Here is a 15306-nt window from a genome sequence, read left to right on the forward strand (position 1 = left end):
CCTCGTTCACATGTGCTTCACAGGCTTCCTGCCCTATCTCCTGCTCGCAATGCGTGTGCGCTTAGAGTCAGTGTCGGGTTGGCCGGTGCCCCTGTCGGGAACAGCGAACTGCCCAAGACCCGCAGGTCGCGCCATCGATGATGCAGACCATCTTGGTCGGTAACGCTATGCGCCGGATCGTGGCCCATCACGGTCGTACCCTGAATATGACTTTCGGTTGGGGCCGGGTCGTCAAGCTCGATCCAATCAACAGGGAGCGAGGCGAAAATCCGCGCGAGGTCCTGATCTGCCCGCTCCATGGCCTTACGCGCATAGTCGCCGATGCCACCGAAATGCGCAACGGGACGGGGATCGGCGTCGCTGCCAGGCGTTACTGCATTGGCCTCATCCGGCAGATCCTCAATCACCAGACGGATCGGCAGGACTTGCCGCCAGCGTCCCGCTTCAAGTCGCATCCGGCCGACGCTGCGGGTTTCGATCAGGGCAGCGGCGGTGGTGCGTCGGCGCTCCTCGTCGACATAGAGCGGGTAAGCGATGCCTGTGACGTAGGTAGAGCCCTGGAAACTGTCCATGCCGTCGAGATAGACCCTTCCCGTAATGCCGAGCTGTTCGTGCAGACGGCGACCGGTCAGTGGGCTGGTGTCTCCGGATTGCTTGAGCAGGGTCGCATTGAACAATCCATTGGCGCCCAGCACAATTTGGTCTGCCCGGATTTCACCAGTGTTGCCGTCAGCCGAGCGCCACGCAATAGCACGGGCTGCCCCCCCTTCGGTCAGTACCGCTGTCGCTTCGCAATCAAAGACGCAGCTGACGCGAGGATCGTTATAGGGCGCGGAAAGATCGCCCATGATTGTGAACTTGGCCTGCACCGGACACAAGTTGCAGACGCCATTGCCGCAGCATTGCGGCCGTGTCGGCGTGGCGCGGCTGGCGCGAGCTGTAGGCATGGGCTCGAAAAGGCCGGGCCAGGCTTTCGACAAAGCCACTTCGGGCATGCTGGGCCGGTGAGGCGGGAGGGGGTAGGGCGAGGTGCTCGGTGCAAGGCTGTTCCGAGCACCCGAGATCTGCATCATTTCCTCGGCGCGGGTGTAGTAAGGCTCCAGGGCATCATAGCTAAAGGGCCAGTCCATCCCTTGGTCAAAGCGGGTTCGCATCTCGAAATCGGCAGGCAGCATGCGCGGCGTGTTTCCTGTCCAGCAATTGGAAGAACCGCCGAATCCCGTCGAGAAGCGCCATTTCTTGTTCGGATCGCCGGTCGTCCTATAATACCCGTCAGCATTGAATTTCGCGTCGTTGCGGCGCTCGATCCGCTCAGCGTGCGGGACATTGCCGCCGCGTTCCAACACCACGATCTTCAGGCCCGGTCGCGCGCGCGGCAGGATCGCGCTCAGGAAGAAGGTGGACGCAAAACCTGTGCCTACCAGGACGATATCGGCGGCATCGGGTATTTGCCGGGACCCCAGCGAGCGCATCACTTGTTCAAGCTTGGGCTACTAATACCGGCTGGAGTCGACGTCGGACGCGCGGCGGGATGAGAAAGGCCGTCGACCGGCAGGTGTAGATGGCGGCAAAGTTGCAGAGCCACACGCTTGACCCGGCTCTTGGTGGACCGCTTCGGTACGTTCCAACCCGCCCGGCGGATATGGCGGCGATTGGCGGCGGGATCGTCCGGCCATACCATGCGCTGACCACCAATGCTCAAAACGGGCCGACTGCTCAGTCGTGCGATATCTTCGGCCTGCTTGTCCTCGCTTTCGATGAAGAGGCTTGCCCCGCTTTCCTGGTAGACTTTTGCCTTGAAAGGGGCGTGGGCTTTTAAGCGGCGGCGTTCCTCGGCGCTGGGAAGGTCGATCATCCACAGTTTCCCGTATTCTATGCCCATCGTCTTCAGCCACGCTTCGGTTTCGGGGCGATAGCGTTCGAGGCGGCTGGTTACTAAATGAGCGACCTTCAGCTTGGGGATGTAGAGCGGGCGGGCGGTCGAGAGGAAACGTGCGTAACGCTGGCCATCGTCGTTGTCGGCAGGATCGGGGTCGTGGCACAGCACGCCGTCGATGTCGAAACAGGCATCGGCGATACGTTTGTGCCGCATCATATTCCATTCGAAGATGCGCGGTGTGCCGACTGTCTCGAAGACGAGGTCGAACCCGTCATGAGATTTTTGCGTCCCATAGATTGCGCAGACCAGCACTTTGTCGCCGAAGTCGGCCGCATCGATCTCGCGGCGGATTTGCGCCATGGTGCTGCCGGTGGCGACGGTATCGTCGACGACCAGCACTTTGCGTACGTCATTGCCCCCGACGCTTACCGTGTGTTTGGAAGTTCGCCCGATGCGTCCGGCCCCGCCATTCAGATAGCAGTCAAGCTCGACGATCGGGATATTGAGGTGGAGCGCGAGCATTGAGCCAGCGAGCAGGCCGCTGCGCGGGATCCCCACGATCAAGTCGACATCTGCGGGCACCTTCCAGGCGCCGGCCGCAACCGATAGGCTTAAATCACCGATAGAGCGATATTGCATGAGATCCCCCAAAATCAGCTGCAATTCTTACCGCAGATCGTGCTATACAGCCAAGACCGTTAAGCCTGAAATAGGGACTAACCAGGAAGTAGCCGCGCAGGGAAAATTCGAGATAGACGCTACCGCTTCCAAGCAAAGCCTGAAGTTCAAGGCGGCCGGCGGCGCAATCGTGACGATTGCGACCCAGACCACTCGCTTCTTGGTGCAGATCGCATCGACGATCCTATTGGCGCGCCTGCTCGCGCCGGAGGATTTCGGTATCTATGCGATGACCGCGCCGGTCGTCGCAATCATAAATCTAATCAAGGACCTGGGTCTGACTCAGGCCATTGTGACGTCACCAACGATCAGCAAGCCGCTGCTCAGCGCCATGTTCTATGTGAACCTTGCTCTGTCGGTGGGGATCGCCGCGGTGATTGCGCTTGCCGCGCCGCTGGTCGCTACATTCTATGATAATGACGGGGTCATCTCCGTAGTCCAGTTCGTCGCGCTCGGCGTGGCGATGAACGGTACCTCTTCAGTGCATCGCGCCATTCTGACGCGCGATCTGCGCTTTGGCACGCTGGGCCGGATCGAGGTCGTGTCGGCTGCGCTGGGGGTTTTGGCAGGACTTGCCCATGCGTGGATCGCGCCCAGCGCGCTGGCTATTGCGACGGTCAATGTCGTCACCGGCTTCGTACAACTGGTCCAGTCATGGACAACGACGCGGTGGATGCCTGGGCGGCCTGGCAATCGCGTCCGCGTTTTGGAGATGCTGAAGTTCGGGGGAGGGCTGACGGGGTTCAACTTCACTAATTTCTTTGCACGCAACGCCGACAATGTGATTATCGGCAAGTTCATCGGAGCAGGTCCACTGGGCTATTACGACCGGGCTTATAAGTTGATGCTGATGCCGCTGCAGCAGATCAACGGGCCGGCGGGCCGGGTGATGATCCCGATTATGTCACGGCTCATGAACGAACCGGCGCGCTATCGCTTCGCGTATCTGCGGTCGCTGCGCATTCTGCTCTTGGTCACCATGCCGATCGTCTGCTTCTGCATCGCTAGCGCCTATGAACTGATCCCGTTCCTGCTGGGACCACAGTGGACGGCGGCGTCCGATGTCTTCGTTTGGCTTTCGATCGCCGCGCTCCATCAACCGTTGACGGCAACGATCGGCTGGCTGTTTATCACGCAGAACCGCACCGGCGAATTCGCTAGATGGGGGGTGGTAAATGCTGTGACCTGCGTGATGGCTTTCATGGCGGGGCTGCCATGGGGAGTCGTTGGCGTGGCTGCGGCCTATGCGATTTCCGACCTTGTTGTCAGGATGCCTGCGGTCTGGTGGTATGTTGGCCGCAAGGGGCCCGTCGGCACTCGTGATCTATTTCAACTGGGTCTGGTTTACGGCACGACGGCATTGCTTGTGCTTAGCGGTCTGCTGCTGCTTCGAATGGGGCTATTGGCAATCGGCTGGCCGGTGATCTTGATCCTTGTTACGATGGCCTGTGCAGCTTGCGCCTTGTATTGGTGCATTATTGCCCTGACAGCTTCCGGTCGTGCGACTATAGGGGAAGGGATCGAACTTGTGGTCCAACAGTTCCGCAAAAGATTCGCGCAACGCCGTGTGTGAACCGATACAGGGTTGCATCAGCCAGGAGGCTAAGTGACTGACGTCGAATTCTCTGTCGTAATTCCGGTGCACAACAAGGAACGGCATGTAGCGCGATCGGTGCTTTCGGCGCTTTCGCAAAGCCATCCCGCGAACGAGATCATCGCCATTGATGATGCCTCGAAAGACGGCTCGATGGCAGAAATCGTCAAAATTGGAGCCCCTATCGTCACATTGCGCCGAGACGAGCCGGGGCCGGGCGGATATGCGGCCCGAAACCTCGGTATCGAGAGTGCGAAGTCCGAGTGGATCGCGTTTCTCGATGCCGATGACAGCTGGGCACCCGATCACCTGGAAGGGCTGGCCGCTGCTATCCGGCGCGCAGATGGCAAGGCGGTCAGCGCCTTCAGCGGCTATGATATCGTGACTGAGACGCTGAACCTGAAGGACTGGTTCACGCGCGCGGGCTATCCGGCAGGCTGTTTCGACGCTCGCGACATGCTCGATAAATGGCTGGCAGGCGGTTGCCCCTTCTGGACCGGTGCGGTCGCGATCCGGCGTCAGACGCTGCTGGATATCGGCATGTTTCCGGTGGGTCGGGTGCGGCGCGGCGGCGACCGCGACCTGTGGTTGCGCACAGTGCTGGCCGGGTCGAGCGCCTATAGCGGCAAGCCGACCGCAGTGTACCACAAGGACAGCGATAACATGGTCACTCGTCAGGTGAAATTCGACTTCCGTGTCGGGCTGATGAGCACCATCGACGAGAGGCTCAAGAGCGAACCTCCCGAGATTGCGGAGCGTTTGCAGCAGATCGCCAATCGCGAGATATACCAATATGTGCTCAAGGCCTGGAAGGACGGGGACAGGATCAACGACGACATGGTGCGCGGCCTAACCATCGGCGGCGGCCTTGGCTATTACGCGCGGGTTCAGGCAATGCGGCGGCTTCCCATGCCCTTCAGCCAGGATTTCCGCCGCAGGATCATGGAGCGTCGCGACTTGAAGCGGCAGCAATATGCCGCGCGCAAGGTCGCGCATCCGGCCCCTGCCGCGAATGACTGAAATGCCCGGCCCAGACTCCAATCGTTTCACCGTCGTCATTCCGCTGCACAACAAGGGCCCGCATGTCAGGCGCGCGATCGACAGCGTGCTGGCGCAGACCCATCCCGCGTTTGAGATTGTTGTGATCGACGATGCGTCGAGCGATGATGGTCCCGATCAGGTACTCGCCATCAAGGACGAGCGCATTCGCATGATCACGCGTGATACGCCGGGGCCGGGCGGTTATGCCGCCCGCAACGCCGGTATTGCGGCGGCCGAGGGTAACTGGATTGCCTTTCTCGACGCAGATGACAAGTGGGACGCCGATCATCTGGCGCAGATCGCGCGATTGGCAGGGCCGGAAATCGGCTGCGTATTCAGCGCGCACCGGATCGAGCCTGTGGGCACGCAATACCCCACCAACGCACAGTCCGCGATGTTGGTCGGTCGCGACCTGGACGCGGACGACATCCTCACCGCATGGCTGGTCTCGCGCCGGTGCCCGTTGTGGACCGGCGCGGTCGCCGTGCGGCGCGACGTGCTGGATCGGGTCGGACCGTTTCGGGAAAAAGGCATTACGCGTGGAGGCGACAAGGACATGTGGCTGCGCATCGTCGCGGCAACCCAAAGCCGGTTCGGGCCAAGACCTACGGCGGGTTTTTATCAGGACACGGTAAACCGCGTTTCCAATTCGGCGGCGCACACAAGGCTGCCCGCGATCACCGCAACAATCGACCGGTTGATGGCGCGGGGCAGTCTCGATCCGGAACTTTTGCGCCGCCTAAAGAGCCAGGAAATCGGTCTCTATATTCGCTACCGTCTCGGCAAGCGGCAGCCAGTTCCGTTGGGTTTCCTGCGCTCGCTACAGTGGAGCGCACCTTCAGACTGGCGCCATATCGCGATGGTCGCCGCCAGCCTGCCGTTCCATTTGCGGTCGAAACGCTGACCAACCGGTCCGCTCGATCATCGCCGGGCTGGCCGTCTTGTTTATGTAGCCGTCCGATCCGTCGTTCCCGATTACCTTGGCAGGAAGCCCCACCGCAACGCCATTATCGGGAACATCCTTGGTGACGACGGCATTGACGCCGATTGCGGCGCGGTTGCCGATATGCACCTTGCCGATTGCCTTGGCTCCCGAGCCGAAGAAGACTTCGTCACCGATGATCGGCGAACCTTCGCGTGGGCCACGGTTCATGTAGCCCAGCATTGTCCCGTGGGTGATGTTGACGTTGCAGCCGATCACTACATCATGATGCACATAGATCCCGCCGAAGCGGTTGATGAACAAGCCCGGTCCGATCGCCGTCCGCTCGGCGATAGCGATGCCGTATTTGTAGCGCGAATGCAGCAGCCGCCATTTGAGTAGCGGGTAGAACAACTTTGCGGCTCCGCCCGACTTTGCCCATACGCAGGCGCGCAGCCACACGGTGTAATTGAAGCCCGGCGTAAAGAGGAAATGCTTCACGAAAGCTTTGGCCGAAACGCGCCCTTCGTACCGGAACAGGTCGGCGGCGAGATAGGCCCTCAATCGAGAGAAACTGAGCCTTTGCATGTGGTTTTTCCTGCGCTGGTTTGGAGCAAGTCATGCGGTCAACGCTCCGAGGCGGTGCCGGGCGTCGCCTGGTCCGGGGCTGAACGGGTCCAGCCGGATGGCCGGCTCGGCTGCGCTGCCGGGTTCGCCAAGGCACGCCTCTCTGTCCGCAGCGCCGCATCGAAGGCAAACAGGCTAACGCCGCATAGCAGGCCGTAGAAGACCAAGCCCTCAATCATCCAGAACGGCATGGTCGCCATGTTGAGCAGGATAAAGCCGAGATGCGAGGCGATGAAGATCCAGCTCATCGGCGGACCGCACCGCCATGCGATCGTAATCATCCACCCCCACAGCAGTAGCATGAGCGACAAGCCCGCGATGCCATATTCAAACACCGTCGAGACCAGTGTGTTGTGGGCGTAGAGGTTGAAGTAATCCTCCCATGCATCGGCACCGAAGCCGATGATCTTCTGGAGCGCCGGCGCCTCGCGCCACATTTTCAGATATTCGGACCAGATAAAGGCGCGCCCCGACATGACCCGCCGCTCTTCATACGTGAACGCGCCGGGATCCTGAAAGGGAAGGCCAGGATTTTGGAGTAATATAGTCAGCGTCTCGAACCGCTCGGCGAATAGGGACAGGACAATTGGCGCAATGCACATGATCGCAAGGCTGACGGCTCCGATCGCATAAATCCGCTGGTTCTTCACCACGTTGCGCATGCTGCTTACCACTAGCAGTACGATGATCATTGGCACCATCGCGCCCATAGCAGTCCGGTAGTTGGCGAGAAGGACGCCAACCGCGCAGACCGTAGCGACTAGGAGCTGCAACTTGATGGAAACGCGCTGGTTCATCGATACCGCGAGGAGTGCTGCCATCAGCAGAAGTGAAAAGCTGGCTTCATGGTTATAGCCACCGATGTAGGATGCGGATCCATCCCCCTCGCTCGCCTTCACCACGCCTAGCCCAATGCTTTCGATCTGCAGTACGACAGGTAGTAGTAGGACCAACAGCAGCTTGCCGAGAAACGGATCGGCCCCTTCGGACTTGCAGGCATCGTGCACGGTCAGGGTAAGGATGACGAAATATCCGTATTTCAGGATTGTTTCGATGCTTTCGGGAATGCGGTCGTTTACCAACCCGCTGATTGCGATAATAACAACCAGCGCCAGTACCGGCGGCAATGCATAAGACAGAATGTTGCTGCGCCGCACGACAAGGCCACCCGTTCCAATGACCAGGCACGACATCAATGCGTTCCAGCTAAGCCCGACGCCCGAGGGTGAAAAGGAGATGAACGGCGCCGCAGACATGCCAAGCCGGATCGCGACCGCAATCAATACGAAGGCTCCGGACGCCGATCGGCAGCGCAACGCCAGGAAAATCACCAGCACTGCATAGACCAGAAGGCTGGGGCCCAGAACATAGCCGGGCAGGCTGGGAGAGGCGCCACCGGGATTCATACCGCTGCTTCTATCCGATCCTGTCGCTCGATTCGCAGCAAATCAGCCAAGCTCCCTGTAGGAATGGGCCGTAGTGCAGGCGATAGTATCCCAGTCAAAAACGCTGGCCCCGTCCCAGTTCGAGGTGTCGAGATCGGAAAAGTCGGCCGATTCCAGCTTGGAGGCAAGTGCCTTGCAATCGCCTACGGGAAAGTAGTGACGGTCGGGCAGGCCCAGATCGGTGTTAGCATCTATGTCGCTGAGCAGCACCGACGCTCCGAGCGACAATGCCTCCAGCGCGGAGATGGGCAGTCCTTCGTGGTAGGACGGCAGGATGAACAGCGCGGCATTGCGATACAGACTAGCCAGCTTCCTGCGTGGAACCTTTCCCAAAAAGTGGACATCAGGACCGGCTGCCTTTTTTAGCTTTTCTGAATAGTCCGATCCATGCATGGATGCGCCCGCGATGACGAGAGGCTTGTCGCTGCCGCTCAAGCGGTGCGCTTCGATGAGATAATCGACTCCCTTTTCCGGCACAAGCCGCGCGGCAACCAGGAAAAAGCCTCTCTTCTCTAGCCCGAAACTCTTAAGGATTGCCCGATCTTCCTGGCTGGTTAGTGCAAGCTGCGACATGCCATTGGGAATATAGTCGATCCTGCCGGCGGATCCCGCATATCGCAGCTGAAGTTTGCGCCGCAACGAAGGCGATACGGCGATGACCTTGTTTGCGAATCTTACGCCGAGAGATTCGCCAAGGCGGAGTGCTGCCTTGGCGAAAATGTTCCACTTCGCGCGCCGAAAATCCTCGCCATGATGGGTGAGCAGGACGCGCATGCCTATCATCCGGGCCAGCGGAGTTAGAAGTGCGGGGCCGATGGCGTGGATATGCAGTACATCGGTTCCGCTGCCGCGTGCCTTCAAAATCGACAAGAAAGTGGCCACAATCGCCTCTGAATGCTTGCCGACCGGGGCGTAGACAGACGTCACTGCCACACCCTTGTATTCGAAATCACCCGAGATGAAGGGGCGTCGGCCGATGACTTGTATCTCGATATCGGGATTATTGGCCACAATGCGCGGCATCAATTCTTCGCAGTGCGTTTCCACACCCCCAAGAACATCGGGTATCCCGCGCAAGCCGACGACCGAAACCTTCACTGGACACTGCTCCTGTTGGCGGCAGCGAAATTCGCAGTGATGACCTGCCAGAAACCGAGCGTGGTTCTCTCGACTGAGAATTCCATTGCTCGTTCACGCGCGAGCTTGCCAAGATCCCTGCGCAGATCGCTGTCGTCCAGTGCGGTAATAGCGCGTGCCATCATGTTGACCGCTCCGCATTTGACCAGCATGCCGCCTCTGCCACGGGACGGTTCGTCCGAAGCAGACTCGGTTTCAAAGATTTCGGAAGGGCCCGAAGGACAATCGGTGGCAACGACGGGCTTTCCCAATGCCATAGCCTCGACCATGGCGTTCGGAAATCCCTCCGCTTCCGATGGCAGGATATACGCGTCGCAGCGGCCGAGTACCGCATAAGGATTTTCAACGAAGCCGCAAATCCGCACGCGGTCGCTCGCATCGAGGTCGCGGACCAAGGCCTCAAGTTCGCCGCGCAGGGGACCATCGCCGAGCACGAAGAGCCTGCCTTTCGTAGAAGCAGCGACAAAGGCGCGGATCGCCAGCGCGGCGTTCTTCGTAGGGACCAGCCGCCCCATGGTAGCCCAGTCACCTTGTGCTATCTCGAATGGGGCAGGTTGAAGTGCGAGAGTTGCAATCCGGTCAATGTCGAAGGGGTTGGGTATCACCGTCACCCGGTCAGCCGATACGAAGAAATCCTTGACCAGCGTATCCTTCACGCCTTGCGAGACAGCGATGATCCCATCGGCGCGCGGATAGAGTATGCGCACTAATGCCCTGCTGATTGCATTCTTACCTCTGCCGGCAAGATGGGCGGTGGTGTTGACCCGCTCGCTGATAATCGTCTTGCATCCATATAGCCGTCCAGCGACGATCGCCGCGAAATTGGCCCGGGTGAGGAACGAAATGCAGACATCAGGTCGCAGTTCCCTGAACAGCCCGCACAGACGCCGTACGCTGGCGTTAAGGCTAGCTTTGCTGTCGAGGCGATAGACCTTGACCCAGTCGGGCAGGATATAGGCCTCGACCTCCTCGTCATCGAGAAGGGCGACCACAAAATCGCATTCTCCGCGAAATCGGGCAAGATCGGTTACTAGAGTCGTGAAGACGCGCTCAGCTCCCCCGCCGGCAAGCGAGTTGATGACCAGGAGACATGTTCGTCTTTCTCGCTTCAATCGTCCGTTTCCGTTCTTCTTGGGTACTTTAATTTAAAGCGATGCTTTTGAGAGAATACTTGCGGGTGTGTCTATCAATGGGACGGGTTTAGGCTGCTTTCGAAAAGGCGAACGGCGATGGGGCGGTGATCGGAATGAAAACCGGGCCCTACGGATATCTTCGCAGCCCGCCATCGCCGCGATGCATAGATATGATCGATGGCAAAGAGGGGAATGGTCGGCAGTCCCGCAATCTGCGACGGATAGCTCCGATCCCCTGCGCTGACCCGGCGGATCGGAAGCATCGCCTGATCCATTCGTTCGAAGTCGAAGCTGTAAGGTGTCATGTTGAAATCGCCGCCGATGATCAGGTTTTCCTTACCCATCAGAGTGAACATTTCATCGAGGCTCTTATCGAGTTGCCTCCGGTTGCCAGCGGGGCTATTGCCGCGATCGACATGAATCGAGGCCACCGTGATTGGGCCCATCACCGATGCGTCGTCGATATCCGCGAACACGATACGGGGGCCCACAAAACGGCCGTCGTCGCCTCGGATACGATAACGGAAATCCCGGACGGGCAAACGCGAGAGAATAGCTAGGTCGCAGCCCATCGGACAGTCGGACTGGAAGGGATAAGCGGTTTTCAGCATCATGTCCGCTTGATTTAGCATTGGTCCGGCTTCCTGCAGCAGGACGATATCTGCGCCGCTGACTGCAATCGCGCGAGCCGTTTCCTTCGGCGAGTGCTGGTGCCTCCATGCGTTAAATGAGAGAACGGTAATGCCGGGGTCGGCAGGAATAGCCAGCTGCCCGGTTTCGACGCTCACCTGCGCCACCCTTTCAACACTGCACAATGCCGCAAGCACAGCGATTGCGAACGCCAAATGCTGATGGCGAAACGAAAAAATGCAAATGACGACAGCCATTGCCAGGATCACTGGGGTCAACGCATTAAGTGGATCGAGTATGGGGAAGATCCTGCCCAACTGCGCACTCGCGGCAATTGTCAGCATGGTTAGGGCCAGAAGTGTCTTGACGATTGTCCCGATACGACCACGTCGGTTGGACGAAGGTCGGAAATGGCCCACGCAAAAACCGTTTGAATTGAAAGGGGTGGCGAGTTCAGGCATGCTGGTTTTACGAAATCCACCCTTTGTGTTGCGGCGCAGCATATTAGTGCGGACGAGACCGAGAAGGCAAACGCCTTAACCCTGTGGTGGCCTCAGTCGGGCATGCAATTAGCCCGATATGCCTTGCTGCTCACTGCGCTGCGGGCTGATAGTATGGTTCGTAATACATCTCGTCTTCGCGAAGCATCGATGTTGCCTTGAGATTCACCTGCGTCATCAGCGTGCCCAGCAGGGTCGCATCGGCGCGATGTAGTTGCTGTATGGTCATCTGCACATTGCGCACCTTGGTCTGGCGCCAGCGAACGACCAGCAGGGTTACGTCCGCCATGGCGGCCAGCGCCTTCGTTTCCGCCACCGGCAGCACTGGTGCCGTGTCGATGACGATGAAGTCGAAGCGCGCCTTCAACTTTTCGAGAAGTTCCTCCATTCGCGTGCTTTGCAGCGCGTCGAGATTGGGGGTGCCGCGCACCTTCTGCGGTAGCAGATACATGCCTGTGGTCTCATCGAGCAGCAGCGCCTCATCCAACGTCGCGCTGCCGTCGAGGACGTCGAGCAGCCCAATTTCCCTATCTGAGGACATCGTGCGACTGGTCGCGGTGCGGCGTGTATCGGCGTCGATCAGCAGGGTCTTGATACCGGCCATGGCGGTGGTGCGCGCAAGGCAGATCGAGCAGGTCGTCTTGCCTTCGCCCGAAGAGGTCGAGGTGATCACTACAGTCTTGGCAAGCTGCTTTGGTTGTCCCACGCGAAGCGCGGTGCGAATGCTACGGAATGCCTCGTTGAAGATCGAACCGTCATTGTTGACGACGTAATTGGCGATGTCGAAAGTCTGCCCGCCCTTGAAGGGCATGTCCTTTACCGTCGCGAGATTGGGTATCGCGGCGATCACGGGAATGCCGAAATGACGTTCGGCATCATCGCGCACCATCACGCCCTTTTCGCGTGATTCTAGGAAGAAGGTGGTGGCGCCACCCGCGGCAATGGTGCCCAGCAGCGCGATTAGGGTGAATACGATCGGATTGGGCGAGGACGGCAGCTGGGGCGTCACCGCCTTGGCGATCACATAGGCCTGGCTTTTTTCAGTGCCGGCCGTCGCCAGTTCGGAACGATAACGTTCGAGGAACACTTGGTAGAGATCGCGCGCGCTTTGCGCCACGCGTTCAAGCTCGTTCAGGCGCACCGAGGCGTTGTTCCCCGAAACGAGCCGGCCCTGTGCCCGGTTCAGCGCCGTTTCCAGCGCGGCAACTCGGTTGCTGGCGATCGAGACATCGCTCTTGATTCCTTGCTGCATCCTTGACGTTTCGCGCGCGAGATCTGCGCGGATGGAGGCAAGCTGAGTGTTCACGCGAACCCGTTCAGGGTGGTTCGGGCCGTAACGTTCGGCCAGATTGGCGCTTTCGGCCGAAAGTCGCGCGGCTTCGAGGCGCAGGTTCCTGACAAGATCGGAACCGCTCACCATGGTGCCCGAATCGTCCGAGTTGGCCCGCGCTTGCCCCTGCGCAACGGCCAGTTCGGCGCGCGCCTGTGCAAGCTGTGTGTTGAGATTGCCGATCTCGTCCTGCACCGCGGTTCCGTCGCCGCCGATGGTGACGAGGCTGTTGGCGGCCTTGTAGCGCGCGACTGCGCTTTCGGCGTCGATCACGTCGTTGCGCAGGCCTTCCAGCCTGTCTTCCAGAACCGAGATGTCGCCAGTGCGGACCGATTCCTTCGAGACGACTTGCCGGTTGAGATAGGCATCGACGACATTATTGGCGACGCGGGCCGCCACTTCCGGATCGCGCGAGCTGTAGATCACCTCGATTACATAAGACGCGCCTTGGCGCTGCGCGCTAAGTTTGCCGAGGATGCGATCGGTTGCTTCGCCCACTGAGATAGGGGCCGCCTTCTCGCCATTGGCGGCGGCGGCAACGAATGCCGGGTCTTCGTTCAGCTTCTCGGTTTCGACAGCCCGGCGCACCACTTCGGGCGAGAGGAGGATCGTCACCTCGGTATCGACCGACGGCATGTCGATCAGGACGTTTGAACCGCCGTCGCCCGGCGTGTTGATCACGCGCTCTGGCTTGCGTTCGAGGCCGACGAGGGCAATCGCGTCGAAGCGCTTGTCGCTGAAAAGGAAAATCGCGGCCACGACTGCAAGCACGATCAGCACCGCGGTCAGCACCGACCATTTGCGTCGTGCCAGTGCATCGCCGATGGCACGAAAATCGATAAGGTTCTTTGCACCGCCCTCGTCACTATAAGTGTCGTAGGCGTAATCGGGCATCATGCCTGCCTTGCGCGTGTTTTCGCTATCGTGAATCAAGGATCAGGCCCCGATGCAGAAATTAGTCATGGAAACGAAGCTGCTATTGAAAGGGTGTTCTGGCAAGAGGCGTAACCCTTTAGGCCCAAATGTGGCCCGATTGCGCGATCGGACTTATGCAGCGGCAAGCCATCTCGCCGTTGCAGCATTTCAAGAATACAAGCGCTGTCGGTCGTGGTCTATCGGATTAATCGGCAGGTCGTGGCGCTAGCAGACCGTCCAGTCCTAAAAGTCGATCCTGTTCAGCACTTTTACTGAAGATCCGGCATAGGAACTGCTGGCGTTCAGCACCTGATCGGGGTCGGCGACGAGCGTGCCGATGGTCAGCGTGACCGGACCACCTTCGGCCCGGAAGGCCGGCACCATCGGATCACCCGTCAGAATGAGGGTCTCGATATAGACGGTGGAGGCACTGCTGCTGCCCCCCTTGGCGATAATCGCCACGAATCGGTGCGTCCCCATCTCGATCAGGCCGTGCGACTGCGAGGACCACAGCTTGATACCTTCACGGCAATTTTCGAGATAGACATTGTCGACCGTGACATCGCCCTTGATGTCAAGGCAAGCATCGCTGGCGTTGACAATACGGCCATTGCTGATCGTACCGCTGTAACCGCGCTCAGTTGAGATGCCGTCGACGTTTTCGTAGTTGCTGCCCGATGCCATCCACAGGTCGCGGAAATCGAATCGGTCGATGGTGAAGTTGCCGGCATCGGCGCTGGTCTTGCCCTTCAACGCGATTGCCGCCCATGCATCTGCGGCATTGGGAGCAGGCGAGGTGGTGTCGCCCTCGAAGACGAGATCTTGCATGACAGCCGTCACGAACCCGCCTGACGTATTAGTGATGCCCAAGCCATAAGTCGCGTTGGCCTTCGCCTGTGAAACTGCGATCCTGTTCAGCGTGATGTAGTCAAGCGAGCGCCCGCGCATGATCGGACCGAATTTGCGTGCGACTATATCGCTCATCGTCAGATTTGAGACGTCATCCGCACGTAGCAAGATCGTGCCGCCTTCAATTTTTCTATCCGAAACATCCACGCTGTGACTGGTGCTGTATATCGTCTGGGGGGTTTCATAGGCCAGCCCGCTCGGCAAGGCTGGGGGAGCGATACTTGGCATGACGAAACGCGGCACGATCGCATCAGGCGTAGGTGCCGGTGTCGGGGCAGGCGAAGGAGTGGCCTTGACTGAAGATCCGGTGGAACTTTCGGACGAGACGGTCACTGACGCGTTTGTACTTGACTGCACTTCTTTGCTGCCACCGCACGAAGCAAGTATGAAGGCCATGGCCAGTACGCTAGCGGAACGGATTTGGGGCGTGGCACTGCGAGCGTTGGACATGCGTCAAGTTATGACGCAATTGCCTTACGGGGGGTGTCGGCAAATGGTAAATAGCAGTATAACCAGCGCGATCCGACTAATGTCGGACTGCTTAGCTCGTCTGCCCAAGGCGTAAA

General features: G+C 59.3%; 12 protein-coding genes. 3 read left to right on the forward strand and 9 right to left on the reverse strand.

Annotated features, from left to right (window positions below):
- Nucleotides 1-17: 17 nt before the first annotated feature.
- Nucleotides 18-1472 (reverse strand): GMC oxidoreductase, encoded by a 1455-nt coding sequence (locus LOZ74_RS06285; RefSeq protein ID WP_230293323.1) that lies wholly within the window; start codon nt 1470-1472, stop codon nt 18-20.
- Entirely contained in the window at nt 1472-2518 is a 1047-nt protein-coding gene (locus LOZ74_RS06290) for a phosphoribosyltransferase (RefSeq protein ID WP_230293324.1), read from the reverse strand. The genes LOZ74_RS06285 and LOZ74_RS06290 overlap by 1 nt, the downstream gene beginning before the upstream one ends.
- On the opposite strand from LOZ74_RS06290, the gene LOZ74_RS06295 reads away from it, so the two are divergent.
- Genes LOZ74_RS06295 through LOZ74_RS06305 form a run of 3 tightly spaced genes read left to right on the forward strand, consistent with a single transcriptional unit; the run spans nt 2517 to nt 6096 of the window.
- Entirely contained in the window at nt 2517-4130 is a 1614-nt protein-coding gene (locus tag LOZ74_RS06295; protein WP_230293325.1) for a lipopolysaccharide biosynthesis protein, read from the forward strand. The genes LOZ74_RS06290 and LOZ74_RS06295 overlap by 2 nt on opposite strands.
- A gap of 33 nt (nt 4131-4163) precedes the next feature.
- The gene (locus tag LOZ74_RS06300) at nt 4164-5171 is read left to right on the forward strand and encodes a glycosyltransferase family A protein (protein WP_230293326.1); all 1008 of its coding nucleotides are present in this window, start codon (nt 4164-4166) and stop codon (nt 5169-5171) included.
- A 1-nt stretch (nt 5172) separates the two neighbouring features.
- Complete coding sequence (locus LOZ74_RS06305; protein ID WP_230293327.1) at nt 5173-6096, forward strand: glycosyltransferase family A protein; 924 nt, start codon at nt 5173-5175, stop codon at nt 6094-6096.
- On the opposite strand, the gene LOZ74_RS06310 is transcribed toward LOZ74_RS06305, so the two are convergent.
- The 7 genes from LOZ74_RS06310 to LOZ74_RS06340 all read right to left on the reverse strand — a co-directional run bounded on the left by LOZ74_RS06310 (nt 6031) and on the right by LOZ74_RS06340 (nt 15136).
- A complete protein-coding gene (locus tag LOZ74_RS06310; RefSeq protein WP_230293328.1) occupies nt 6031-6702 on the reverse strand; it encodes a serine O-acetyltransferase in 672 nt (223 codons plus the stop codon). The genes LOZ74_RS06305 and LOZ74_RS06310 overlap by 66 nt on opposite strands.
- A 38-nt stretch (nt 6703-6740) precedes the next feature.
- Entirely contained in the window at nt 6741-8147 is a 1407-nt protein-coding gene (locus LOZ74_RS06315) for an O-antigen ligase (protein ID WP_230293329.1), read from the reverse strand.
- A 42-nt stretch (nt 8148-8189) separates the two neighbouring features.
- Complete coding sequence (locus LOZ74_RS06320; RefSeq protein ID WP_230293330.1) at nt 8190-9284, reverse strand: glycosyltransferase family 4 protein; 1095 nt, start codon at nt 9282-9284, stop codon at nt 8190-8192.
- Nucleotides 9281-10435, reverse strand: a complete 1155-nt coding sequence (locus tag LOZ74_RS06325; RefSeq protein WP_230293331.1) for a glycosyltransferase — start codon at nt 10433-10435, stop codon at nt 9281-9283. Before LOZ74_RS06325 ends, LOZ74_RS06320 begins: the two co-directional genes overlap by 4 nt.
- A gap of 74 nt (nt 10436-10509) precedes the next feature.
- Entirely contained in the window at nt 10510-11547 is a 1038-nt protein-coding gene (locus LOZ74_RS06330) for an endonuclease/exonuclease/phosphatase family protein (RefSeq protein ID WP_230293332.1), read from the reverse strand.
- Between the two features lie 130 nt (nt 11548-11677).
- Nucleotides 11678-13849 carry a polysaccharide biosynthesis tyrosine autokinase gene (locus tag LOZ74_RS06335; protein WP_230293333.1) on the reverse strand — a complete coding sequence of 724 codons (2172 nt, stop codon included), beginning with the start codon at nt 13847-13849 and terminating at the stop codon, nt 11678-11680.
- Nucleotides 13850-14074: 225 nt separating this feature from the next.
- Entirely contained in the window at nt 14075-15136 is a 1062-nt protein-coding gene (locus LOZ74_RS06340) for a hypothetical protein (RefSeq protein ID WP_230293334.1), read from the reverse strand.
- Nucleotides 15137-15306 lie beyond the last annotated feature (170 nt).

It is taken from the genome of Croceicoccus sp. Ery5, assembly GCF_020985325.1.
In the GTDB taxonomy this organism is placed as follows: Bacteria; Pseudomonadota; Alphaproteobacteria; order Sphingomonadales; family Sphingomonadaceae; genus Croceicoccus.

Bases quoted from the DNA above. Each gene is read 5' to 3' on its own strand.
- LOZ74_RS06285 (WP_230293323.1), bottom strand. From the start codon at position 1,472: ATGCGCTCGCTGGGGTCCCGGCAAATACCCGATGCCGCCGATATCGTC.
- LOZ74_RS06295 (WP_230293325.1), top strand. From the start codon at position 2,517: ATGAGATCCCCCAAAATCAGCTGCAATTCTTACCGCAGATCGTGCTAT.
- LOZ74_RS06290 (WP_230293324.1), bottom strand. From the start codon at position 2,518: ATGCAATATCGCTCTATCGGTGATTTAAGCCTATCGGTTGCGGCCGGC.
- LOZ74_RS06305 (WP_230293327.1), top strand. From the start codon at position 5,173: ATGCCCGGCCCAGACTCCAATCGTTTCACCGTCGTCATTCCGCTGCAC.
- LOZ74_RS06310 (WP_230293328.1), bottom strand. From the start codon at position 6,702: ATGCAAAGGCTCAGTTTCTCTCGATTGAGGGCCTATCTCGCCGCCGAC.
- LOZ74_RS06315 (WP_230293329.1), bottom strand. From the start codon at position 8,147: ATGAATCCCGGTGGCGCCTCTCCCAGCCTGCCCGGCTATGTTCTGGGC.
- LOZ74_RS06330 (WP_230293332.1), bottom strand. From the start codon at position 11,547: ATGCCTGAACTCGCCACCCCTTTCAATTCAAACGGTTTTTGCGTGGGC.
- LOZ74_RS06340 (WP_230293334.1), bottom strand. From the start codon at position 15,136: ATGGCCTTCATACTTGCTTCGTGCGGTGGCAGCAAAGAAGTGCAGTCA.